20 protein-coding genes are annotated in these 24,572 nt (G+C 70.5%); 15 read left to right on the top strand and 5 right to left on the bottom strand.

Going from position 1 to position 24,572, the window contains the following annotated elements; all coding sequences use genetic code 11:
• Positions 1-7: 7 nt before the first annotated feature.
• A complete protein-coding gene (locus tag OG392_RS32435) occupies positions 8-1,063 on the bottom strand; it encodes a ferredoxin reductase (RefSeq protein ID WP_329285390.1) in 1,056 nt (351 codons plus the stop codon).
• Positions 1,064-1,149: 86 nt separating this feature from the next.
• On the opposite strand from OG392_RS32435, the gene OG392_RS32430 reads away from it, so the two are divergent.
• Positions 1,150-2,289, top strand: a complete 1,140-nt coding sequence (locus OG392_RS32430) for a PucR family transcriptional regulator (RefSeq protein ID WP_329285389.1) — start codon at positions 1,150-1,152, stop codon at positions 2,287-2,289.
• A 153-nt stretch (positions 2,290-2,442) separates the two neighbouring features.
• Here the strand turns inward: OG392_RS32430 and OG392_RS32425 are convergent, their stop codons facing one another.
• Complete coding sequence (locus OG392_RS32425; protein WP_329285387.1) at positions 2,443-3,678, bottom strand: PucR family transcriptional regulator; 1,236 nt, start codon at positions 3,676-3,678, stop codon at positions 2,443-2,445.
• Positions 3,679-3,998: 320 nt separating this feature from the next.
• Between OG392_RS32425 and OG392_RS32420 the strand changes: the two genes are divergently transcribed.
• On the top strand, positions 3,999-4,604 hold the full coding sequence (locus OG392_RS32420) for a helix-turn-helix domain-containing protein (protein WP_329285385.1): 606 nt from the start codon (positions 3,999-4,001) through the stop codon (positions 4,602-4,604).
• 63 nt (positions 4,605-4,667) lie between these two features.
• Here OG392_RS32420 and OG392_RS32415 read toward each other — a convergent pair whose 3' ends face one another.
• The 3 genes from OG392_RS32415 to OG392_RS32405 form a co-directional block, all read right to left on the bottom strand.
• Positions 4,668-6,032 carry an NAD(P)/FAD-dependent oxidoreductase gene (locus OG392_RS32415; protein WP_329285384.1) on the bottom strand — a complete coding sequence of 455 codons (1,365 nt, stop codon included), beginning with the start codon at positions 6,030-6,032 and terminating at the stop codon, positions 4,668-4,670.
• 194 nt (positions 6,033-6,226) lie between these two features.
• Complete coding sequence (locus tag OG392_RS32410) at positions 6,227-7,285, bottom strand: dihydrodipicolinate reductase (RefSeq protein WP_329285383.1); 1,059 nt, start codon at positions 7,283-7,285, stop codon at positions 6,227-6,229.
• A gap of 205 nt (positions 7,286-7,490) precedes the next feature.
• Positions 7,491-8,939, bottom strand: a complete 1,449-nt coding sequence (locus tag OG392_RS32405; RefSeq protein WP_329285382.1) for an APC family permease — start codon at positions 8,937-8,939, stop codon at positions 7,491-7,493.
• Between the two features lie 60 nt (positions 8,940-8,999).
• On the opposite strand from OG392_RS32405, the gene OG392_RS32400 reads away from it, so the two are divergent.
• The 13 genes from OG392_RS32400 to OG392_RS32340 all read left to right on the top strand — a co-directional run bounded on the left by OG392_RS32400 (position 9,000) and on the right by OG392_RS32340 (position 24,454).
• Positions 9,000-9,173, top strand: coding sequence for a hypothetical protein (locus OG392_RS32400; protein WP_329285381.1), 174 nt, complete (start codon positions 9,000-9,002; stop codon positions 9,171-9,173).
• 401 nt (positions 9,174-9,574) lie between these two features.
• Entirely contained in the window at positions 9,575-11,110 is a 1,536-nt protein-coding gene (locus OG392_RS32395) for a flavin-containing monooxygenase (protein ID WP_329285380.1), read from the top strand.
• Entirely contained in the window at positions 11,103-12,038 is a 936-nt protein-coding gene (locus OG392_RS32390; RefSeq protein WP_329285378.1) for an alpha/beta fold hydrolase, read from the top strand. The genes OG392_RS32395 and OG392_RS32390 overlap by 8 nt, the downstream gene beginning before the upstream one ends.
• The gene (locus OG392_RS32385) at positions 12,022-13,416 is read left to right on the top strand and encodes a flavin monoamine oxidase family protein (RefSeq protein ID WP_329285377.1); all 1,395 of its coding nucleotides are present in this window, start codon (positions 12,022-12,024) and stop codon (positions 13,414-13,416) included. Before OG392_RS32390 ends, OG392_RS32385 begins: the two co-directional genes overlap by 17 nt.
• On the top strand, positions 13,413-14,117 hold the full coding sequence (locus OG392_RS32380) for a transporter (protein WP_329285376.1): 705 nt from the start codon (positions 13,413-13,415) through the stop codon (positions 14,115-14,117). The genes OG392_RS32385 and OG392_RS32380 overlap by 4 nt, the downstream gene beginning before the upstream one ends.
• Positions 14,118-14,143: 26 nt before the next feature.
• A complete protein-coding gene (locus OG392_RS32375; protein ID WP_329285374.1) occupies positions 14,144-15,502 on the top strand; it encodes an NAD-dependent succinate-semialdehyde dehydrogenase in 1,359 nt (452 codons plus the stop codon).
• 28 nt (positions 15,503-15,530) lie between these two features.
• Positions 15,531-16,646 (top strand): Zn-dependent alcohol dehydrogenase, encoded by a 1,116-nt coding sequence (locus OG392_RS32370; RefSeq protein ID WP_329285372.1) that lies wholly within the window; start codon positions 15,531-15,533, stop codon positions 16,644-16,646.
• Between the two features lie 17 nt (positions 16,647-16,663).
• On the top strand, positions 16,664-17,920 hold the full coding sequence (locus OG392_RS32365; protein ID WP_329285371.1) for an aspartate aminotransferase family protein: 1,257 nt from the start codon (positions 16,664-16,666) through the stop codon (positions 17,918-17,920).
• Between the two features lie 101 nt (positions 17,921-18,021).
• Positions 18,022-19,578, top strand: a complete 1,557-nt coding sequence (locus OG392_RS32360; RefSeq protein ID WP_329285369.1) for a long-chain-fatty-acid--CoA ligase — start codon at positions 18,022-18,024, stop codon at positions 19,576-19,578.
• Positions 19,579-19,620: 42 nt separating this feature from the next.
• Positions 19,621-21,300, top strand: a complete 1,680-nt coding sequence (locus OG392_RS32355; protein ID WP_329285367.1) for a class I adenylate-forming enzyme family protein — start codon at positions 19,621-19,623, stop codon at positions 21,298-21,300.
• Between the two features lie 3 nt (positions 21,301-21,303).
• Positions 21,304-22,086, top strand: a complete 783-nt coding sequence (locus tag OG392_RS32350; protein WP_329285366.1) for an SDR family oxidoreductase — start codon at positions 21,304-21,306, stop codon at positions 22,084-22,086.
• A 29-nt stretch (positions 22,087-22,115) separates the two neighbouring features.
• Entirely contained in the window at positions 22,116-23,354 is a 1,239-nt protein-coding gene (locus OG392_RS32345; RefSeq protein ID WP_329285365.1) for an acyl-CoA dehydrogenase family protein, read from the top strand.
• Positions 23,354-24,454 (top strand): phosphotransferase family protein, encoded by a 1,101-nt coding sequence (locus tag OG392_RS32340; protein WP_329287593.1) that lies wholly within the window; start codon positions 23,354-23,356, stop codon positions 24,452-24,454. Before OG392_RS32345 ends, OG392_RS32340 begins: the two co-directional genes overlap by 1 nt.
• Positions 24,455-24,572: the final 118 nt, after the last annotated feature.

Genomic DNA, 24,572 nt, shown 5'->3' with positions numbered 1-24,572 from the left:
GGTGCTCCTACCGTTCGATGTCGCAGGGGCCCGCCGCGGCGGACACACAGGTCTGGATGAGGACGCCCGGCTCGGCCTCGGTGATCTCGCCGGTGCGCAGGTCGCGGACGGCGCCCGCCTTGAGCGGCGTGACGCAGCCGAAGCAGATGCCCATGCGGCACCCGGACGGCATGAGCACGCCGGCCTCCTCGCCGACGTCCAGCAACGGCGTGGCACCGTCCGCGTCGACGGTCCTGCCAGTGGCGCTGAACGTGACCTCGCCGCCTTCACCGGCGACGACGATGCCGGGGCGGAAGCGTTCGGTGTGCAGGCGCTCTCGTACGCCGTGCTCGGTCCAGTGCTCTTCGGCGGCGTCGAGCAGGCCCGCGGGCCCGCAGGCCCAGGTCTCGCGCTCGGCCCAGTCGGGCACGAGTTCGTCGAGACGGCCGATGTCGAGCATGCCGTCCGTGTCGGTGTGCACCTCGGTGAGCCGCAGCTTCTTGTCCGCGACCAGGTCGTGCAGTTCGTTGCGGAAGATCACGTCGTACGGCTGTGGCGCGCAGTGGACCATGACGGCGTCGTCGAGCTCGATGTCGCGCAGCATGCCCATCACAGGCGTGATGCCGCTGCCGGCGGTCAGGTAGAGCACCTTGGCGGGCTTGGCCTGCGGCAGAACGAAGTCACCGGTCGGCTGGTCGAGCTGGATCAGCGTGCCCGGTCGCGCCCTGCGGACCAGGTGGTTGCTGACCTTGCCGTCCGGGATCGCCTTCACGGTGATCGTGACACGGCCGTCCTGGCGGTGTGTCGGCGAGGTGATGGAGTAGGCACGCCACAGGCGCACCCCGTCGACGTCGACCCCGATCCGCACGTACTGACCCGCCGTGTGGCCGCGCCAGCCCCGTCCCGGTCTGATCACGACGGTCGCGGCGTCATCCGTCTCGGGGAGCACGGCTTCGATGCGCCCCCTCAGGTCGGCGCCCGCACGCAGCGGGCTGACCAGGTCGAGGTAGTCCGACGGCAGCAGCGGCGTCGTGACCATCTCCAGCAGTTTCCACGCCCTGCTGCGGAGGGCTGCACTCGTCATGCCTCCAGCTTGCTGCGCCTCAAGGCGTAAAGTCCTGACCGCAGGACGTAAATCTGATCGGCTAGATTGTTCGCAGGGAACAAAAAGTGAGCCATGCCATGCGGAGGGCCAGCGAACTGGCCCTCAATGAGACGACGGTCACCGCACTTCGTGCCGCGCTGAAGACCACCGCCGACGAGGTCGTCCAGGCGATCATCGACGAGGTCCCTCCCTACGCCAACGCCCTTTCGGGCCGCATGGGCGGCACCATCCGCAGAGCCGTCCGCACCGCCCTGGGGCACTACCTGGACCTCGCGAGCGGGAACGCCACCGGCGGCGACGCCGGCGACGCGGCCTACGAGCTGGGCCGCGGCGAGGTGCGCTCCGGCCGTTCGATGGACGCGCTGCTCGGCGCATACCGCGTCGGCGCCCGCGTGGCCTGGCGATGCCTGGCAGCGGGTGCCGTACCCGCAGGTCTGCCCGCCGCCGAGGTCGCCAAGTTCGCCGAGCTGACCTTCGCCTACATCGACGAGCTCTCCGCCGCGAGCGCCGCGGGCCACGCCGACGAACTGGCCGCCCGGGGCAGGGCTCACGAGCGCCACCTGGAACACCTGGCCCGCGACCTGCTCGCCGGCGCGAGCCCGGACGTGCTGCTGGCCTCTGTCCAACGGGCCGGGTGGCAGCCTCCGGTTTCGCTGACCGCGGTCCTGCTGCCCGCCGCCCAGGCCCGGCCCGCCTACCGCGCGCTCGACCCGAGCACCCTCGTCCTCGACGATCTGCCGGACGCCACCGGTGTGCTGCTCGTCCCCGACGCCGACCGATCACGTCTCTTGCGGCAGCTCACCGACCGCACCGCCGTGATCGGTCCCGCCCGGCCATGGATTCGCGCGTCCGCCTCGTACACACGAGCCGTACGCGCGCGCTCCCTCTCCTCCGACATTCGCGACACCGAGGACCACTTGCCCGAGCTGGTGCTGAGCGCCGACGTGGACGCGTTCGCAGACCTGCGTGCCCGAGCCCTCGCACCGTTGCGGACCTTGCCTGTCGCGACCGCACGGCGGCTGGAGGAGACGTTGCGGGAGTGGCTGCTGCACCAGGGCAGGCGGGAGGAGGTGGCGGCGGCGTTGTTCGTCCACCCCCAGACAGTCCGGTACCGGATGTCGCAGCTGCGGGAGCTGTTTCCTGATCTCGCAGCGCCACACCGGGTTCTCGAACTGACGCTGGCGGTCGGTCTCCGGGTGGGCTGACGTGTTCCTCGACCGTCCACGACCGCGTCCTCGAACGATCCGGGGATCGCGCCTCGCCCTCGGTGCGATCAGCGGGCTCATGCGGAGGGTTGCCTGGAGCCCAGCTCCCTGCCTGCTTTCCGCAGGTCAAGGGCGGCTCCGTGCTGCGTGCGTTCAGCTCGGGGTGATCGTCACGATGTCAGGCGCGATGTCCAGCACCAGGAGCGCCGCCGCCACGTGGGTCGGGTTGTCCTCCACCTTGACGGTCGAGAGCTCGTTGGCGCGTGAGACGCGCCGTTCGACGGTGTTGCGGTGCGCGTAGAGGTCGGCGGCCGCCCGGGTCGTGCTGAAGCCGCACTGCACGTAGGTGAGCAGTGCCTGCCGCAGGGCCGTGTCGGCTTCGGCCAATGGCCCGAGGGTGTTGATGACGAACCGACGCGCGCCGGGCCGGTCCTTCGTGAGCGCGTCGATCAGCTCGACGTCGGCGTAGGCGGTGAATCGTCGGTCGGAACCCAGCCGGCTCACCAGCGCCTGCGCCGCAAGGGCGTCCTGGTGGCTGGAGCGGAACCCTTCGAGTCCGCGTCCCGGCCTTCCCACCGCCGCGCGGACCTCGTCGGTCGCCGCGAGGTCCTTCTCCACGTGGTGCAGGTCCGGGACGGCTTCCCCCGAGAGCCAGATCCACCGCGACGTGGCGCTGGCGCGCGCCACCAGGGCACTCCGGCCTCCGGCGGAGGAGCGCACGGCGGCGATCGCTCCGTCCAGGGCACCGGCCTGCTGGGGATCGTCGATCCAGAGGACGAGGCCCACGTGCCACCGCGCCATCCGGTAGCGCAGGTGTCCTTCGGCGAGGTCCTCCGCCATCGGTGCCCCACTGGCGATCAGCTGGATCAGTGCGATCCCCTCGGCGTCCGTATGGCCCATCGCCGCGGCGAGGCCCGCTTGCCGCAGGGCCGCGACGGAGTCGAGGGCGTACTGGACCAGCGACTGCGCCGTCACGTCCAGGACCCCCACGAGGAGGCCGGGGTCCGCGCAGTCCGCCACGCATTCCTCCAGACATCGCCGCCAGCCGATCCCCAGGGCCACACGCCAGGCACCGGCGAAGTCGGGCGCGATGCCCCGGGACACGAGATCGTTGATGTACGCCGTGGTCCTCGGACTGACGTAGGGCTCCACCCTCCGCCCCGGCTGCTGAACGTTCGCGGTCAACCACTGGACCACCTCGGAGCGGTTGAGCGCGCGATCCTCCTCGACCAGCGATGCGTCCGCGAGGAGAGCCGGATCGTTCTGGGCGACGAGAGACGGCCTTGCGAAGGCCTCGATCAGAGCGTCCGTTTCCGTCAGCAGGCGCTGACACAGTGATCTGATCGCATCGGCGACCTCACGCGAGGGCGGGGGCCACAGCTCTTCCATGTTCTCAGTGTCCCTCTGCTCTCGGGGAGGTGAGGCTCCCGACATGCCGTGTCCCGGACAGACGAAGGGCCCGTCGGCGGCCCGGCCGACGGTGACGACGCAGGCCCAGGATCGCTGTTTACTACCACTAAACGACGGCAGATTTACCACGCCCTTGCCGGCGCCACAAGGGGTTCGATGCCGTCGCCCCCTCCGTAGGGGCGCACCGACGGCCCCTGGCGCGCATGCCTTAGCCTCGTGCCACGGAGAGGACTCGTCCGGGTCGGCCCGTCACCTGACAGGCACACGACCTCGGCCTCGGGACGGGCGGTGAGCACACCATGTCCATCGGTGACGGCGGGACAGCAGATGGATCGGAAAGGGGCGCCGCCCTCGAAACCTCCACAGGCCCGCAGCTGCGGAAGATCAGGCTCGACCGCGGGTTGTCGCTGACGGAGGTCGCGCATCGGGCAGAGGTCACCAAGGGCTTCCTGAGTCAGTTGGAGCGCGGGCTCACCAACGTGTCCGTCCCGACGTTGCTGCGCATCTGCGAGGTGCTGCGGATCGGGGTCGGGGAGCTCTTCGCCTACCCCGACGAGCAGGTCGTGGACGGTGGAAGCCGGATCGACATGGGCGGTGAGGGCGTGGCCGAATACCTGCTCACGCCCGCCGGCACCACGGCGTTCCAGGTCTTCCGTTCCGTGATCGAGCCAGGCGGGGGCACCGGCGGCCCCTATCGGCTCGACACCGCCACGATCTTCGCGATGGGGCTGAGCGGCTCGACCCGTCTGATCGTCGGAGGCGAGACCCGGATGCTGTCGGCAGGGGCCTCCACCTCGTTCTCCGGGAAGACGCTGCACCAGTTCGACAATCCGGGTACGACGGTGAGCGAGGTCCTGTGGGTCCTGTCGCCTCCCCTGCTGCGCACCGCGCGAGGGCCCGGCTAGGTTCTGTCGCAGCGGGGGGTCAGCTCAGTCCAGGCCGTCACGGAGGAGCCGCCACCCCAACCCTCAGGAACCCCCGCGCCTGCCACGACGGAGCGCCCGCCGGGCCCGTGTCCTGCTGCCGTTGAAGAAGTCGTTGAACCGGTCCAGTCCCCAGACGGCCCGGAGGACGAACGGCTGCATCAGCAGTGACATCGACGGCGAATACTTCGAGGCGTCCGACCAGATGCCGGCGAGGTCCTCCGGCATCTCGCCGTCGACGATGTAGTCGGCGAGCTGATGAGTCACGTACGGCACCTGGCAGAGGCCGTGGCCGTTGCAGGCCATCGCGTAGAAGACGTTGTCGCCCACCTGCCCGGCGACCGCCAGCCAGTCCGGGCTGATGCCGATCCAACCGCCCCAGGCCCGTTCGATGGCCACGTCGGACAGCGACGGGAACCGGTTGGCCAGATCCTTCCCCATGTCCCGCACGACAGCGGGGTCCGGGACCCGCTCCGGGAGCGGGTACGTCTGGCCGCGCTGTGCTGTGCGGACCCCGCAGACGATGGTGTTGCGCTCGGTGAGCCGGTAGTGGGTCATCACCTGGTGCTGGGTGATGATGCCGGACCGGCTGGTCCAGTCCAGCGCGGCGAGCCGCTCCGGCGCGATGGGTTCCGACTCGATCTCGATGACGTACAGCGGCGTCGCGAGGTCCTTGGGCGTGATGTCCCACTCGCCGCCGTAGGCGCTGGTGGCGAGCAGGACCTTGGCGGCCCGCACGGTGCCGTGCGGTGTCGTGATCTCGACGATGCCGCCTGTGCGCCGGACATCGCTCACCCTCGTCCGCTCGAAGACCTTCGCCGAGGAGCCGAGCAGTGCACGACGCACACCACGGGCGAGCTTGCCCGGGTTCAGCATCCCGCCGATGGATTCCCGCATCCCGCCCACGAAGCCGGCGGGGAGGCCGAGTTCCTCTCTGTTGCCGACGGTCCCGCCCCCACCGAAGGCGCGCAGGATCGCCGCCTGGGAACGCACCCTGAGCATCATGAGGGGTGAGACAGCACCCCACACCAGGCCGTTCGCCACGTAGTCGCAGTCGATGTCGTGCGTCTTGATGAGGTCTTCCACATAGCGGCCCGCGTGCTCCGCCAGTCTGGCCATGACCGGCATCTTCTTCGGGGACTGGAGGCTGAGCATCCGCAGGTCGCCACCCGGCGCCCCGGCGATCTGACCGCCGTTGCGCGAGGCCGAGCCGTAGCCGCAGAACTCGGCCTCCAGCAGGACGACGTCCTGGTCGCGCTCCGCGAGGCGCAGCGCGGCCGCCATGCCACCCATGCCGCCGCCGATGACGGCGATGTCACAGGTGAGATCGCCGTCCAGCGCGGGCTGCACGTCGTCCGGCGGGTCGATCCAGCCGGTGAAGCTGGTGTACTTCGTGCTGTCGGTCCTCATGCTGTCCCGATCTCCTTCCAGGTGGGGTCGTCCGCCCCACTTCGTACTCCGCGTCGAGGCGTGCTCGGCAGCGCGCCCGAGCCCCCGTTCCCGTCCTGCGGATCAACCGTGACGGGCGGCTCTTCGGCGAGACGCGCGAAGACGGCGGACAGGAGTTCTCCGTCCTCTGCGTCTCCGTCTTCGGCGTCTCCGTCTCAGTCCTGAGAAGTCGTGGCCCCGAGGGAGGCCCGGCCCGCTCGCCGCTCTCCCTTGGCCGCGACCGAACGGGCAGGCAGGTCCCCCATCGACAGGAGACCGGGAGGCGCCTCGACGACCGCGGTGGAGGCGTTGACCGCCGCCGCGATGGTGCTGAGGAAGGAATCGAAGCCCACGGAGGAGCGGAGGTCGACGACCTGCTCCTCTCCGACGATCCGGTAGTCGTCGCCCGCGACCACCTCGTCGGCCGGCTCGAAGAACCCGAACGTGATCTCCAGATCGATCACCACGTCGCCCTTGAGGACGCCCCGGGCGGCGTGAGTGACCGCCGCGATCTGCCCTGGTTCGATGCGCAGGTGGTCCCCGACGCGCGGCGAGGTCGTCACGACGGCGGGTTCGACCTCTCCGACGTCCACCGAGTCGAGATCCCATCCGAGCCCCGCCGCGAGCGCCCCGATGGCCTGCTCGAAGCCGTGGTGCCCGACGACCTCACCGCGGCTGCGCGCCGTCGCGAACTCGCGCGTGGTCAGGCCGAGGCCGAACTTCGACAGGATCGCGCCGTAGCGTGACATGTTCGTCCGCCGGCGGATCCGCACGCTCTCCACACGCTGGGTCAGGGCGGTCAGGAGGAGGGGAAGGGTGTCCATCAGGATGCCCGGGTTCGCCCCGCTGCCCAGGACGGTCACGCCATGCGTCTTCGCCGTGTCGTCGAGCCGTCGAGCCAGATCGGGGTGGCTCCGCCATGGATGGGCCAGCTCTTCGCAGATGCTCAGGACGTTGTACGAACGCTCCAGCAGCGGCAGCAGGACGTCGGCCGCCCTGTGCAGATCCGAGACGGTCGCCACGATCGCGAGGTCGGCGGGGGGCAGATCGGCCGGGTCGCCCACGACGACGACACCGTTCGCGACGCCACGGATCAGCGCTCCGAGGTCTTGTCCGACCACGCGGGGATCCCGGTCCGCCGCTCCGACGATCTCCACGTCCGCGCGTCGCAGCAGGGAGGAGGCGATGGCCCGGCCAGTGGCGCCGAGCCCCACGATGACAGTCTGAATACTCAACGCACTCCTCTGGGCGCCCTGTTCGGCACGCCCTCGACACGGTGTTCAGCGAAACCGAACCTCACCTGTGGCGGTTGCCTCGTACCTCACTGTCGTCGGCCACGACCACGGTGAGAACGACACCGGGCACCTCCTTCCCCTGGGGCTGGTGCACGGTGCACAGACCGGCCGCGCCCTTGCGCTCATGAGCTGACCGGCACGTCGCTCAGAGTCGCTCGTAGACAGCCGGTCGGCGCGCTCGCAGGACGAGGGCCTGCGCCGCGCCGGCCACGGCCGAGAGGGCGACGAGTCCGCCGATCACCCAGGCACCCGTGGTGGTGCCGACGAGGAGCGGGAAGTTAGCGACCATCATGCAGACCACGCATGCCAGGCCGAGGAAGGCGACGGCCGGGGCCACGACCGTCCGCCACACCGACTGCCGCCCGTCGGCGCGCCGGAAGAAGCCGATGACGGCAAGGCTGGTGGCCGCCATCAGCAGGACGACGCCGAGGGTGGCGGCACCGGAGAACCAGGCGTAGAGGTCCCCGATCGGGTCGAGGCCGAGCGTGGCGACGACGAGCGTGGTGACGAACGCGACCGACGAGGCGACGGCCGAGGACGCCGACGGCGCGCGGTGCCGGGGGTGGACGACGCCCAGCGACGCCGGAAGCACACCGGCCCCGGACAGCGCGAACTGGTAGCGCGTCACGACGTTGTGGAAGGCCAGTACGCAGGCGAACTGGCTGGTGATCAGCAGTAGTTGCATGGCGTCGGCCCAGACGGACCCGATGTAGCTCCGCGTCAGCGTGAGGACCAGGCCCTCGGGGTCGGCCTGCGCGGCTCCGACCACCGAGTCGACGCCGGCACCCACCACGATCGCCCACACGGTGAACGAGTAGAAGACCCCGATCACCAGGATCGCGACGTACGTCGCCCGCGGGACCGTGGCGTCGGGATCCTTCGCCTCGTTGCGGAACACGGCCGTCGCCTCGAAGCCGATGAACCCGAAGAGGGCGAACATGACGCCGAGGCCCAGGGAACCGGTGCCCACGATCGAGGGCGACACCGGCTCGGCCGTCAGGCCGCGGGCGCCGCCGTGGCCCACGATGCCGAGGTCCATGACCAGGAGCAGCAGGAATTCCAGCACCAGCACGGCACCGAGCACCTTGGCGCTCAGCTCGATGTCGCGATAGCCGAGGAGGGCGATGGCGCCGAGTGAGACGAGCGCCCACGCCCACCACGGGGAGCCGACGTCGGCGTACCGCTCGATGACGTTGCTCGTCGCGACCCCGACATAGGCGTTCACCCCGACGAGAAGCAGCGTGTAGGAGAAGAGCGCGAGGGTCGCGGCCGAGAGACCGGGGATCCGGCCCAGCCCCGCCTGGACGTAGGCGTAGAAGGCGCCCGCGTCGCGTACCCGTCCGGCCATCAGCGTGAAGCCGACCGCGAAGACCAGCAGCAGCACGGTGGACAGCGCGAAGTACAGGGGCATCCCCGGGCTGCCGCTCACCGCGAGCGCGAGCGGCACCCCGCCGGCCACAAGCCCGAGCGGTGCCGCCGCGGCGACGACCATGAGAACGATCTGCGACACGCCGAGCCCACGGTGGAGCGGATTGCCCGATCCCGCTTCACCGCCGGGTGCTTCGGCGTGCCCTGTGTCGGAGAGGTCGGTCATCGCGACCACCTTTCGGCTCGCGGGCCGGTACCGGCCCGTCATGGGTGGATGAAGGAGTGCGTGAAGCGGTACGCCTGCGCGGACGAACGGGTGCTGCTCCCCCCGCAGCGTGCTGAGCAGGAGCGGCAGGAGGCGGATCTCTCCGCCCGAGAGGACGTGGCCCCGTGCGGGTTCCGGGTCGTCCGCCGCTTCCGCTCGGCCGCGATCGCGGGAGCGACGGCGGCGATCGTGTGAGCGACGGCGGCGATCCCCCCGCGGCTCGGTACACCTGTGGGTCCTGGCACATGGCGAGGCCGTGACGACAGCGGGTTCGCACTCTGCGCACGACCGCGACCCCGGTGTTTAGTACGACTAAACACCGGGGCAAATCTCTACCACCCCGGTCTTGCTGCCGCAATGGCCCCGGCCGCAGGACGCCACTGGACGGTCGTCTCCGACCGCCCTCCCGGAAGGGCCGGGCCCCGGGCTCGACCGGCACCTCGGCCCGAACGTCGGACACCGAACGGGCGCACCAGCCCGGCCCGCCTGTGCATCGTGCACCGAGCCCTGGCGAAGGAGGTGCCCGCTGTCGTTCTCGCAGGCGGTCCTGGCTGGCGACAGTGAGGCAACCGCCACAGGAACAGCGAGGAAACGCCATGACAGCCGAGGTGTTGGACGCCGTCGAGGAGTTCGACGTGGTGATCATCGGAGCAGGGATCTCCGGGATCGGCGCGGCCACCTATTTCAGCCGGGAGCTGCCCGACAAGTCGCTCGCCGTGCTGGAAGCGCGCGACGACATCGGAGGCACGTGGGACCTGTTCCGCTATCCCGGCATCCGCTCGGACTCCGACCTCCACACGTTCGGATACGCGTTCAAGCCCTGGCGCCACGAAGCCGCGATCGCCGACGCTCCCCTCATCAAGGGGTACCTCCACGAGACCGTCGAGGAGAACGGCCTGGAGCGCGTCCTCCGGCTCGGCCACCGGGTCGTCCGCTCGGAGTGGTCCACGGCGGACGCACGGTGGACTCTCACCGTCCAGACGTCGGACCCCGCCACGGGAGCGACCCGGACCAGGACGATCCACGCGGGATGGGTCTTCGCCGCCACCGGCTACTACCGGTACGACGAGGGGTTCTCCCCGGAGTTCCAGGGTCGGGACGAGTTCGAAGGCCGGATCGTCCACCCGCAGCACTGGCCCGAGGGACTCGACTACAGCGACAAGAAGGTCGTCGTCATCGGCAGCGGCGCGACCGCGATCACGCTGGTGCCGGCCATGACCAGAGGGGCGGGCGCCGCCCGGCACGTGACGATGCTGCAGCGCACCCCCACCTACGTCATGGCACTCCCCCGTGTCGACAAGGTCGCCCTGGCGCTCACGAAGCTGCTCGGGGAAGAGCGCGGGTACGCCGTGACACGGTTCAAGAACATCTGGACCGAACACGCCGTCGTGAAGGGGCTGCGGAGGTTCCCCAAGGCAGGACGGGCCTACATCCGGCGCGAGAACGTCAAGCGCCTTCCCAGGGGATTCGATGTCGACAAGCACTTCAACCCGCCGTACGCCCCGTGGGACCAGCGGGTGTGCGTGGCACCGAACGGCGACTTCTTCGACGCGATCAAGGACGGAAGGGCCTCCGTCGTCACCGACGCCGTGGCCCGGTTCAGCAAGCGCGGAGTCGTCCTGGCGTCGGGCGAGGAACTGGAAGCCGACATCATCGTCACCGCGACGGGACTGAACCTGCGGCTCTTCGACGGCATGCCCCTCGTGGTCGACGGACGCCAGGTCGACCTCGCGGACGCGCTCTGTTATCGCGGCATGCTGCTGAGCGGCATCCCGAACTGGGCGATGGCGATCGGCTACACCACCTCGTCCTGGACGCTCAAGGTGAGCCTGATGTGCCGCTACTTCATCGACCTGGTCCGGCACATGGACGCCCGCGGATTCGACACGGTGGTCCCGGTCGCGCCGTCGGGAACGGACCGCAGGCCCGTCATGGACCTCCAGGCAGGGTACGCCAAGCGCGGCGAGAAGCTCATGCCCAAGCAGGGCTCCGAGAAGCCCTGGCGGATGGCGATGTCCTATCCCGAGGACGCCAAGGCGCTGCGCGGCCCGGTGGCCGACGAGAACCTCCGGTTCGGCGTCCGCCGGGCGGCCGCGCCGGCGCCCGGTGAAAGGCGGGCCACCCGTGCCTGAGACGAGCGGCGCCGAGAGCGCCGACCAGTACGCGACCCTGCCGTCCGGGATGACGATCTGCTTCCGGGACCACGGCGACCAGGACGACCCCGCGATGCTGCTCATCGCGGGACTGGGCGAAGACCTCACCTTCTGGACCGACTCGTTCGTCGGCTCCCTCGTCACCCAGGGTTTCCGGGTCGTCGCGATCGACAACCGCGACGTGGGCCAGTCGACGTTCGTCGCCGCGCCCCCTCCCGGGATCTGGCGTCAGATCGCCGCGCGTCCGCGCGGCGACGCGTACGCGCTGGCCGACATGGCCCGGGACGCCGTCGGCGTCCTCGACCATCTCGGGATCGCACGGGTCCACCTGGTCGGGCGGTCGATGGGCGGGATGATCGCGCAGACGATCGCGGCCACAGCACCCGAGCGGGCCCGGTCGCTGGTCTCCCTCTATTCCACCACCGGGGCGCGCAAGGTCGGTCAGCCCGCTCTGTCGACGATCCGGCTCCTCGCCGCCCCGCCCGCGAGGAGCAGAACCGCGGCGGTCCGTGCCCACCTGAGGCTCACCCGTCACGTCGCGGGAACGGGGCACCCCATCGACGACGCGGCCGAGGCGGCCATCGCGGCGCGCGGCTGGGACCGCAGCGCCGGCGACCCGGCAGCCGGCACGGCGCGCCAGATCCAGGCCATCCAGCGTTCCGGAGACCGGACGGCCCAGCTGGGCGGCATCACCGCTCCGACTCTGGTCATCAACGGCGACCGGGACCCGCTGGTGAGCCCGAGCGGCGGCGCCGCGACCGTCAGAGCGATCCGCTCGGCCCAGCACGTGGTCATCCCCGGCATGGGCCATCACCTCCCCGAGTCCCTCGTCGGCCCCGTCACGACCTACATCGCGCAGCACGCGAACCGCGTGGGCGAAGGAGGAAACCATGTCCGGATCTCGTAAGTCCCACTCCAGCGAGAGCACGGTCGACGTCGTCATCGTCGGCGCCGGCTTCGCCGGCTTGAGCGCCGCCGAACGGCTGGTGAGCATGGGGCGGTCCGTCCTGGTCGTGGAAGGCCGCGACCGGGTCGGAGGCCGCTCGCGCTCCGGCGAGGTGGCCGGCGTGCAGGTCGACCTCGGAGCGACGTGGGTGGCACCACGCCACACCGCCATCCGGGACCTCGCGAGCCGGGTGGGATGTACCACCACCGGCCAGTTCGCCCAGGGCCGCAACGTCCTGTGGCTGGCCGGCCGGCGCCGCACCTACAGCGGCACCATTCCCAAGGTCTCCCCCGCCACCCTGCTGGACATGGCCCGCATGCAGACGGCGGTGAACAGGCTGGTCGCGACCATCGACGTGAACGCCCCGTGGGAGACGCCCGGGGCCGGCAGGCTCGACGCCCTCTCGTTCGGCGAATGGCTCGACCGCAAGAACGCTCTGCCCAGCACCCGTGCGCTGATGACCATCGTCAGCAAGGTGCAGTGGGGCTGCACTCCGGGAGACGTCTCCCTGCTGCACGTACTGCGCTACATCCGTGCGGCGGGCGGGCTCGACCACATGCTGGACGTCGAGGGCGGAGCGAACCAGGACCGGTTCGTCGAGACCACCCAGGAGATCGCCAAGCGGGTGGCGGAGCGGCTCGGCGACCGCGTGCGCCTGGACACGCCGGTGCGCCGCGTCACGCAGGACGACGACGGCGTCACCGTCAGCACCGACTCCGGCGAGATCCGCGCGGGGTACGCGATCGTCACGGCCGCGCCGGAGCACCGCGCCGCCATCGCCTTCGAGCCCGCTCTGCCCGAGCAGGCCGAAGGGCTCGCGCGAACCTGGCCCATGGGCGCGCTGAGCAAGGCCTTCGTGGCCTACGAGAAGCCGTTCTGGCGGGTCGAGGGGCTCTCCGGCGAGGCGGTGACCGACACCGGAACCGTGTTCATCACCTTCGACGTGTCCCCCGCCCACAGCGGACCGGGCGTCCTGATGACCTTCTGCGACCCCCGCGTCTTCGACGGCTTCGACCCCGGGACCCGACGCGACATGGTGGTCCGGCAGCTCGTCGACCTCTACGGTCCGCAGGCCCGCACCCCGATCGACTACCTGGACCACTGCTGGGGATCGGAACCGTTCGCCCCGGGCGGCCCCCACCCTGCCGCCGGCCCCCACGCGACCACGAGCTACGGCAAGGCGCTGGCCGAGCCCCACGGGCGCGTCCACTGGGCCGGCACCGAGACCGCCGGCGAATGGGCCGGCACCATGAACGGCGCGGTCCTGGCCGGCCAGCGCACCGCCGAGCGCGTCCTCACCCTCCTGCCCCGTGACGTCCGAGAGGGGGCGTCTCGATGAGAGAGGCGCTGTTCCTGCTGGCCGACCTGTGGATGATCTTCGTCGGCTACTTCTACGGCTGGAAGCTCATCCGCCGGTACGGCAACTACCTCCTCGGTCTCGAACTGATGGTCGTCGCGACGTCGGGCAGCAACTTCCTGCTCTGGTCGCTGCTCGGCGCCGAGAGCGACAGCGTCCTGTACGACGTGGCGTACTTCTTCGACGCCTTCTCCCGGTCGGTCGGCATCACGCTCATCCTGATCATGGGCCTGATGAAGGTCACCCACCGCTACAAGCCGAGCCGCCGCGTCGACGTCGCCGTGTTCGGAGTCGCGATCGTGGCCGGTCTGCTCCTCCGGCCGTTCCACGGCGCGGATCTCCAGACCGGCGGCATCGCGTACTGGGTCGCCGTGTTCTACGTCGTCGTCAACCTCCTCACGGCCGTCTTCCTCGGGTACTTCGTCAAGCGGCTCTGGGGCGCGGGCGCGAAGCGGCTCGCGATCTGGACGGGCCTGGCCACCGCCGCCGGGACCACCATCGCGTTGGTCTACGACTTCTTCCCGCTGCCGTTCGACGACGCGAACCGCACGATCTTCTACACCGCCGCACTGGCGACCTGGGGCACCCAGGGATTCGTCCTCTTCCACGCCTACCGAGCGCTGCACGACCACAACGCGGCCTCGGACGCGAACCCGGCCCGCGCCACCAGCGCCCTCGCATGAACCCGGAACACCGACAAGGAGTCAGCATGGCGAAGAAGCACGTGTACGCGGTGGTGGACCCCGCCACCGGCAAGCTGGTCAAGGAGTACCCCACCGCGACGGACGAGGCGGTCGAGGGGGCGGTCGACGCCGCGGCCGACGCCTACGCGCGGTGGTCGAGGCAGACCTCCGTGGCACAGCGCGCCCAGCTGCTGAACACCGTCGCCGCCCTTCACGACGAGCGCAGCGCGCACCTCGCCGAGGTCATCCACCGCGAGATGGGCAAGCCGCTGGAGGAGGCCGTCGGGGAGGTCGAGTTCAGCGCCTCCATCTACCGGTACTACGCCGAGAACGCGGAGAGGTTCCTCGCCGACGAGCCGATCGAGCTCCTCGAAGGGGAGGGCACCGCGTTCGTCCGCCGCCAGCCGGTCGGCGTGCTGCTGGGGATCATGCCTTGGAACTACCCGTACTACCAGGTGGCCCGGTTCGCCGCGCCCAACCTCGCGCTGGGCAACACCATCGTGCTCAAGCACGCGTCGCAGTGCCCGGAGTCGTCCGCGGCTCTCCAGCAGCTGTTCACGGACGCGGGCTTCCCCCAGGGCTGTTACGTCAACGTCCACGCCACCGGCGAGCAGATCGGTCGCGCCATCGCGGACCCCCGCGTGCAGGGCGTCTCCTTCACCGGTTCGGAGCGGGCCGGCGCACAGGTCGCCGAGCAGGCCGGGCGCAGCCTCAAGAAGGTGGTGCTCGAACTGGGCGGCTCGGACCCCTTCATCGTGCTGTCGACCGACGACCTCGACGCCACGGTCCAGGCGGCGGTCGAGACGCGGTTCGAGAACGCCGGCCAGGCGTGCAACGCCGGGAAGCGCTTCATCGTCGCCGAGGACCTCTACGACGCCTTCCTCGACAGGTTCACCGGGAAGGTGCTCGCCCTGACCGACGGCCTGGCGCCGCTCTCCTCGGTCGCCGCCGCCGAGTACGTCGAGGAGCAGGTCGAGCGAGCCGTGGGCGAGGGGGCGACCTTCGTCTCCGCACGGCAGCGCGAGGGCGCGTACTTCCCGCCCGGCGTGCTGACGGGCGTCTCCCCGGCGTCGCCGTCGGCCGCCGAGGAGCTCTTCGGCCCGGTCGCGACCGTCTACCGGGTCGGCTCCGAGGAGGAGGCCGTCGACCTGGCGAACGGGACGCCGTACGGCCTGGGCTCCTACGTGTTCACGACGGACCCGGAGCAGGCGCTGCGCGTCGCCGACAGGATCGACGCCGGCATGGTCTTCGTCAACGGCGTCGGCCTCGAAGGCGCGGAACTGCCCTTCGGCGGGGTCAAGTTGTCCGGTTTCGGCCGCGAGCTGGGCCGGGCGGGAATCGACGAGTTCGCCAACAAGAAGCTCATCCGCTCCGCCCGGCCGTGATCGCCCAGCACGCAGAAGGAAAGCCGCTATGACCATCGAATTCGACGCCGCCGTCTTCAGGACGCCGAACGAACCGCTGACCATCGAGCGAGTGAGGATTCCCTCGACGCCTCCGCCCGGCGAGGTACTCGTGCGGCTCAAAGCGAGCGGGGTGTGCCACAGCGACCTCCACGTCCTCCTGGGCGAATGGGAGGTTCCTTCGCCGATGATCCTCGGCCATGAGGGGTCCGGGATCGTGGAGAGCGTCGGAGACGGCGTCACGACGTTGAAGAAGGGCGACCACGTCGTGTTGTCCTGGACGCCTTCCTGTCGCCGCTGCCGCTACTGCATCAGCGGCAGGCCGGTCCTCTGCGACATGGTGAGCGAGCACTCGGCGAACCACCTGTCGTTCGACGGCCGGTCCCGGATCACGTCCGCCGACGGGGGCGACGCCTACAGCTTCGCGGGCCTCGGAACGTTCGGCGAGTACACCCTCGTGCCCGAATCGGGTGCGATCGCCATCCGGGACGACGCCCCGTTCCCGCAGTCCGCCCTGGTCGGATGTGCCGTCACGACCGGTGTCGGCGCGGCCGTCAACACCGCCGAGGTGCGGCCGAGCGACACCGTGCTGGTCCTCGGCTGCGGCGGCGTCGGCCTGAACGCGATCCAGGGCGCCCGGCTCGCCGGCGCGCGGAAGATCATCGCTGCGGACATCTCCGACGAGAAGCTGGAGCAGGCGCGCGTCTTCGGCGCGACCGACCTGATCAACAACGGCCGCGAGGACTTCGCCGACCGGGTGCGACAACTCACCGACGGACGCGGTGTGGAGATCGCCATCGAGGCCATCGGGCTGCCCCGCACCATCGAGTCGGCCTACGAGGTCCTGGCCCGGGGCGGTACGGCGGTGGTCGCCGGGCAGGTGGCGGACGGCATGAGGATCTCCATCGATCCCTTCGTCATGTCCGATCAGGAGCTCTCGCTCATCGGCTCGAACTACGGCTCCAGCAAGCCGGATTCCGACTTTCCCATGCTGATCGACCACTACATGAACCACCGCCTCGATCTCGACTCCCTGGTGACGAGCGTGATCCAACTGAAGGACGTCAACGAGGCGTTCGACCAGATGAAGCGCGGCATCGGCATCCGCTCGGTGATCACGTACTGAAAGGCAGGGGCGATCCCATGGCCCTGGAATCATCACGCTCGGCCTTCGAGCGAGCCCGCCGCAGCGTCGGCGGGGGTGTGGGCTCGGGCCTGCGCGCCGCGATGCCTCCCCATCCGCTCTTCGTACGCGAGGCGCGGGGCGCGTACGTCTGGGACCTGGACGGCGACCGATACGTCGACTATGTAATGGCCTGGGGGCCGCTCGTCCTCGGTCACGGTGACCCGCGCGTGCTGTCAGCCGTGTCCGAGGTCACGACGAAGATGCAGGTGGTCGGGACCGGTCATCCGCTGGAGTACCTCGCGGCGGAAGCGGTCCTCGAAGCGGTGCCGCACGGCGAGCGACTGCTGTGGAGCAACACGGGGACCGAGGCGGTGCAGGTGGCGCTGCGCCTCGCGCGCGCCGCCACCGGCAGGCGCCGCGTCCTCAAGTTCGCCAGGAGCTACCACGGCTGGCACGACACCGTGTACGCCGGGATGTCCGAGGACGACTGCGATCGCCCGGCCACCCCCGGCGGACCGGGACAGTCGGCCAGCGTCCTGGACGACCTGGTCGTGGCGCGCTTCAACGACGTGCGGCTGGCCGAGCGCCTGCTGAGCGAGTCCGCCGAGCGCGACATCGCGGCCGTGCTCGTCGACCCGGTGATGAGCAACGCCGGCGTCGAAGCACCCACACCGCAGTTCCTGTCGACGCTGCGGACCCTCTGCGACCGGTACGGCGTCGTCCTGGTCTTCGACGAGGTGATCGCCGGTTTCCGGGTCGCACGGGGCGGGGCGGCCGAGAAGTACGGCGTGCTGCCCGACCTGTCCGTCTTCGGGAAGGCGATGGCCGGAGGCTTCACCCAGAGCGCCGTCGTCGGACGGGCCGAACTGGTCGATCAAGTGACGGTCGGCGTCGTGCACGCCGGAACCTTCAACGCCAACCCGATCGCGCTGGCGGCCGTCGCGGCGACGATGCGCGTCCTGGCCGATCCGTCGGTCTACGAGCAACTCGAAGTGATCTCATCCGAGTTCGAAGCCCGCGTCGGCGCCGTTCTCGGTTCGTCGCCCGCCTTCGGCAGCTTCAACCGGGTCGGCTCGCTCCTCCAGTACGTCCCCGCCGGTGGCGCCACAGGGCTCCACGGAACAAGCGGCCTCTGGACGGTGATCCTCGAAGGGATGCTGCGTCAGGGCTTCCTGTTCATGCCGTCCGGCAAGGTCTTCCTCAGCACGGCGCACACCACCGCCGACGTCGAGGCGACGGCCGAGGCCCTCGACCGGCTCCTGCGGAAGTTGTGACGCCCGCATCGAGTCACGCGTTACCCCCACCCGCTCCGAGCCAGGCCGCGTGTTCTGTTCCTCCGCGGCCTGGCCCGGTCCACCCTTCCGGAAATGGCACCATGCTGAACCTCTCGGTCCTGCTCGAGGACTCCGCCCGCACCCACCCGGACCGGGACGCAGTCGTCCTCGGCACGGCGCGTCTCACCTATGCCCAGATCGACGCCGCCGCCAATCAGGTCGCCAACCTCCTGGTCGACCGAGGCATCTGGCCCGGCGACAAGGTCGCGCTCAGTTGTCCGAACGTGCCCTGGTTCCCCATCGTCTACTACGGGATCCTCAAGGCCGGCGCCGTCGTCGTACCGCTCAACGTCCTGCTCAAGGGCCGGGAGGTCGCCTACCACCTCGCCGACTCGGAGGCGAAGGCGTACTTCTGCTTCGAGGGCGGCGAGGGCCTGCCGATGGGTGCGGAGGGACACGCCGGGTTCACCGGGACCCCGGGCTGCGAGCACTTCTTCCTCATCACCGCCGATCCGGCGGCGGAGAGCCCGCTCGAGGGCGTCGAGACCATGGGCGCCGCGCTGCGGGGCACGGCGACGACGTTCGACAGCATCGGGACCTCGGGGGACGACCCGGCTGTGCTGCTCTACACGAGCGGTACGACGGGACAGGCGAAGGGTGCCGAACTCAGCCACGCCAACCTGGTGCTCAACGCCCTGGCGTGCAACCGGCTGTTGGAGAACCAGCCGGCCCAGGACACCCATCTGGTCGTGCTGCCGCTGTTCCACTCCTTCGGCGCGACCGTGCAGATGAACGCCGGCTTCTCGACGGCGAGCACACTCGTGCTGCTGCCACGGTTCGACGCCCGGCAGACGGTGTCCCTGATGCAGCGGGAGGACATCACCGTCTTCGCGGGCGTCCCCACCATGTGGTGGGGCCTCTTGCAGGCCCTCACCGACGACGTCGACGTCGAGCGCATCGCGAGGAACCTGCGCGTCGGCGTCTCCGGCGGCGCCTCGCTCCCCGCGGAGATCGCCAAGCAGGTCAGGGAGCGGCTGGGCGTCCAGGTCCTGGAGGGCTACGGCCTCTCCGAGACCTCGCCGGTGGTGACCTTCAGCGATCCGGCGCGGGAGGCCCGGCCCGGGTCGATCGGCGTGCCGATCTGGGGCGTCGAGGTCAAGCTCGTCGACGCGGACTGGTCGGAGGTCGAGGACGACGGCACGGGCAGCGCCGTCGGGGAGATCGCGGTCAAGGGCCCCAACGTGATGAAGGGGTACCACGGCCGCCCCGAGGCCACCGCGGAAGCGATCCGGGACGGCTGGTTCCGCACCGGCGACCTGGCCCGCAGGGACAAGGACGGCTTCTACTACATCGTCGACCGGGCGAAGGACCTGATCATCCGCGGCGGCTTCAACGTCTACCCGCGCGAGATCGAGGAGGTCCTGATGACGCACCCGGCGGTGAGCCTGGCCGCGGTCGTCGGCGTGCCGCACGAGAGCCACGGAGAGGAGATCAAGGCGTTCGTCATCCTCGACCGCGGCGCCGGGGCCCGTCCCGACGAGCTGATCGCCTGGGGCAGGGAGCAGATGGCCGGCTACAAGTACCCGCGCATCGTGGAGATCGTGCAGACCCTGCCGATGACGTCCACCGGAAAGATCCTCAAGCGCGAACTCGCATGACCGGCGCGCCAGGCGTACGGACATGGGTGGGAAGGACGGCAGATGACAGTGGATGAAGGTCGGGGGCGGGGCACGTTCCCCGACGGGTCCGGTACGGGGACGGACGCGGCACCGGGCTCGCTCGTGGCCGCCTGGAAGGCACGCGTGGCGAAGAACCCGGAGGGCACCGCGCTCCGCTTCTTCGACGGCGCTCTGACCGCGAGGGAGGTGGACGCGGCGTCGGACGCGCTCGCCGCCGCGTTCGAGGCCCGCGGCACCGGCCGGGGCGACCGCGTCGGGGTGTACCTGCAGAACGTTCCGCAGTACGCACTGGTGCTGCTGGCCCTGTGGAAACTGGGGGCCACGGCATTGGGACTCAACCCGATGTACCGGCGCCGGGAACTCCGCCGGATCATCGAGGACTCCGGGGCGGTCGGCGTCGTCTGCGCGGACGAGGACGTCCACGAGACGCTCGGCACGCTGGCGGGGAGCACGGTGCGCTGGCTGATCAGCACATCGGCGCTGGACTACCAGTCGAGGAACGATCCGCGGGTCTTCGCGACGTCGGCACGCCACGCCCCGGCGCCGGACGGCGACCTGGTGGCGCTGATAGGCGAGTTCGAGGGCCGGAGCCCCTCGCCCCTGGAGCCGGCCCGTGACGACGTCGCGTTCCTGACGTACACCTCGGGGACGACGGGGCCGCCGAAGGGTGCCATGAACACCCACGGCAACGTCCTGAGCGTGGTGGGGACCTGCGCGTCGTGGATGGGTGTGGGCGACGGGGACGTCGTGTTCGCCATGGCCCCGCTGTTCCACATCACCGGGGCGGTGGTCAACGCGACGATCTCCCTGCTCACCGACACCACGCTCGTCCTGGCCGGCCGGTTCCACCCCGAGGTCGCCCTGGAGACCTTCGCCGAGTGCGGGGTGACCTACACGATCGGCTCCATCACCGCGTACAACGCGATCTACGAGCTGCCGCAGGCCGGACCGGAGCACTTCGCGTCGGCGAAGGCCCTGTACTCGGGTGGCGCGCCGATCCCGCCCGCCACCGTGGAGCGGTTCCAGGAGCGGTTCGGCGTCTACCTCCACAACGGCTACGGCATGACAGAGACGACGTCCGCCGTCATCGCGGTGCCGCCGGGTGAGCGGGCGCCGGTGCATCTGCCGAGCGGGACGCTGTCCATCGGCAGGCCTCTGCCCCGTCTCACCGCGCGCGTCGTCGACCTGCACGGCGATCCAGTGCCCCGCGGTCAGCAGGGTGAGCTGGAGTTGAGCGGGCCGCAGGTCGTCCCCGGGTACTGGGGCAAGCCCGAGGCCACCCGCCGGACCATGCCGGAGGGCCGGCTGCGTACCGGCGACGTCGCCGTCATCGACGAGGAGGGCTGGGTCTACCTGGTGGACCGGCTCAAGGACCAGATCAACGTGTCCGGGTACAAGGTCTGGCCGCGCGAGGTCGAGGACGCCCTGTACGAGCACCCCTCGGTTCTTGAGGCCGCGGTCGTCGGGCAGCCGGACGCCTACCGCGGCGAGACCGTCGTCGCCTACGTCTCCCTCAAGGCCGGCCTGAACGCCACGGCGGAGGAACTGATCGCCTTCTCCCGCGACCGCCTCGCCGCCTACAAGTGCCCCCGCACGATCCGTTTCATCGCCGACCTGCCCAAGACCCAGAGCGGCAAGATCCGGCGGGCCGAGCTCCGCGGCCTCGACGGCACCGAGCCGGATTCCCCCTCGAAGGACTGATCAATGAGCGAGAACCCCACCCATCAAGGCCGTTTCTCGGGCCGGGTCGCCGTCGTGACCGGCGCCAGCCGGGGCATCGGTCTCGCCGTCGCGGAACGACTCGTCGCGGAGGGCGCGCGCGTGTGCCTCACGGCCCGCAAGGCCGGACCGCTCGAAGAGGCCGCCGCCACGCTTCCCCCGGGCAGCGTCGTCACCGTCGCCGGCAAGGCCGACGACCCCGAGCACCGCCGCGAGGTCTTCGACACCGTCGCACGCGAGTTCGGCGGGCTGGACGTCCTCGTGAACAACGCGGGCATCAACCCGGCGTACGGTCCCGTCGTCGGCCTGGACCTCGACGTCGCCCGCAAGGTGCTTGAGGTCAACGTCCTCGCCACCCTCGCCTGGGTGCAGGACGCCGCGGCCCACCCGGAGCTCGGCTTCACCGAACGCGGCGGTGCCGTCGTGAACCTCTCCTCCGTCACCGGCGACATCCCGTCCCCCGGCATCGGCCTCTACGGAGTGAGCAAGGCGGCGGTGTCCCACCTGACCAGGACCCTGGCCGTCGAACTGGGCCCGGAGATCCGTGTCAACGCCGTGGCCCCCGCCGTGGTGAAGACGCGGTTCGCCGAGGCCCTGTACGAGGGCAGGGAGACCGAGGTCGCCGCCGACTACCCCCTGCGGCGTCTGGGCGTGCCCTACGACATCGCCGCCGCCGTGGCGTTCCTGGCCTCGGAGGACTCCTCCTGGGTCACCGGCCACGTCCTCACCGTCGACGGCGGCCTCACGGTCGCCGGCGGCACCGCGTAACGACCGAGCCCACCCGACAAAGGACAGCCATGACTTACCCTCATCTTCCGCCGGAGACCGCGGAACTGCGGGAGCGCACCCGCCGGTTCATCCGCGAGGTCGTCGTCGACGCGGAGCCCGTACCGGGCGGACGTCTCGACCGGACCACTCGCGACCGGTTGCAGGCCGCGGCGAAGGAGGCCGGTGTCTTCGCGCCGCTCGTGCCGAAGGAGTACGGCGGGCAGGGTCTGCCCCTCGAACACTGGTCACCGGTCCTGCAGGAGGCCGGGTACTCGCCGATCGGCCCCAGCGTGCTCAACTGCATGGCCCCCGACGAGGGCAACATGCACATGCTCAACCTCATCGCCACCGAGGAGCAGAAGGAGCACTACCTCGCGCCCCTGGCGGCGGGGGACGTCCGGTCCTGCTTCGGCATGACCGAGCCCCACCCCGGAGCGGGATCCGACCCGGCGGCGCTGCGGACCACCGCCGTACGCACCGACGGCGGCTGGATCATCGACGGCCACAAGCGGTTCACCAGCGGAGCCGTCGGTGCCGCGTTCTGCATCGTGATGGCGCGGACCCCGGCCGTGGGCGGCGCCCCCGAGGGGGCCACCATGTTCCTGGTCGACATGGACAACCCCGGGATCCGGGTCGGCGAGGCGATCCACACCGTCGACCGCGCCATCGACGGCGGCCACCCGCACCTGTACCTGGAGAACTGCTTCGTCCCCGAGGACGCGGTCCTCGGGGAGGTCGGCCTCGGCTTCCGGTACGCGCAGGTACGGCTCGGCCCCGCGCGGCTCACGCACTGCATGCGGTGGCTGGGGCTGGCGCGCCGGGCGCACGACATCGCGCTGGACCGGGCCGGGAAGAGGGAGCTGTTCGGCGGTCCGATCGACTCGCTCGGCCTGGCGCAGCACCTGATCGCCGAGTCCGTCATCGACATCGAGACCTCCGACGCGATCATCACCAAGACCGCGGCCCTGCTGCACAGCGACCCGAAGGCGGGCTCGGCGATGTCCTCGGTCGCGAAGGTCCACTGCTCGGAGGCGATCTACCGGGTGATCGACCGTGCCGTCCAGATCTGCGGCGGCGACGGCGTCTCCGACGGACTCCCGCTGGCCCAGTACCTGAACGAGGTCCGCCCGTTCCGCATCTACGACGGCTCGAACGAGACCCACCGGTGGGCCGTCGCCCGCCGTGCCTCGGCCGGCCGGCGCGCTGCCGTCCGGGCTGGCGAGCGCTTCCTGGGCGACGCCGTCGTCGGCCGGGACGGGGGCGCGTGATGCACACCGTCCCCGACGGCGTGGAGGTCGTCGCGAGCCGCGAGCGGGCCCGTCGTCTCGACAGCCCTCCCCTCCTGGTCCTCGACGCGGTCACCGGCTTCCTCGACGCACACGGCATCGGCAGCGGGCCGATCGCGTGGCAACGCATCGGCGACGGCCACTCCAACGTCACCTACCTGATCGAACGCGGCGGCCAGTCCGTCGTCCTGCGCCGCGGCCCGCGCCCGCCGCTGCCGAAGTCGACGCACGACATGGTGCGCGAGGCACGCATCCAGAAGCTCCTCCACGGGCACGGGGTGCCGGTGCCGGAGATCCTCGCCGTCTGCGAGGACGAGGACGTTCTGGGCGTGCCGTTCTACCTCATGTCCCGGCTCGACGGCACGATCGTCACCGACACGATCCCGCCCCACCTCTCCCCCGCCGAACAGCGCCGGCTGACCAGCGAGGCGGTCGTCGACACCCTTGTCGCGCTGCACGGCATCGACGTCGCCCAGGGGGAGCTCGCCTCCCTGGGCCGACCCGAGGGGTATCTGCGGCGGCAGGTCGAGCGGTTCCGCGGCCTCTGGGAGGTCAACACCACCCGCAGCCTGCCCGCGGTGGAGCGCATCGCGGACTGGCTCGCCCAGAACCTGCCGACGAGCCAGTCGGCCTCGGTGGTGCACGGCGACTACCGCATGGGCAACCTCATGTTCGCCCCGCGGGCCCCGGCAGAGGTCCTCGCGATCCTCGACTGGGAGATGGCCACGCTCGGCGACCCGCTCGCGGACCTGGGGTACCTCACCGCCACCTGGTCCGAGGACGGCAGCCCTGCCACCCCGCTCGAACTCACCAAGGTGACCCGTTCACCCGGCTACCTCACCCGGCGCCGACTGGCAGAGCGCTACCAGCGCCGCACAGGCCTCGATCTCACCCCGCTGCCCTGGTACCAGGCCCTCGCCCTCTGGAAGGCGGCGATCTTCTGCGAGGCCATCCACACCCGCTGGCAGCGGGGCGAGCGTCCTCACGACACGGTCTTCGGACCGTCGCTCGAAACGGGTGTCCCCCGGCTCCTGGAGCGGGCCGGGCACTACGCCGGCCTGAAGGCGACCAGCCACCACTGACGTCCGACGCGACCCGCTCCACGGACACCACGCCGGCGACGAGCCCCCGCGCGCCGCGTTCACCTTCCCTGTCTTCCAGAGAGAGTTCCCGTGCCCTCCGATTCCTCCCGGCATTCCC

This window comes from Streptomyces sp. NBC_00691, from assembly GCF_036226665.1.
Lineage (GTDB): Bacteria > Actinomycetota > Actinomycetes > Streptomycetales > Streptomycetaceae > Streptomyces.
The sequence above is the reverse complement of the archived record's forward strand: the minus strand, read 5'-3'. Positions and strand labels throughout refer to the sequence as shown.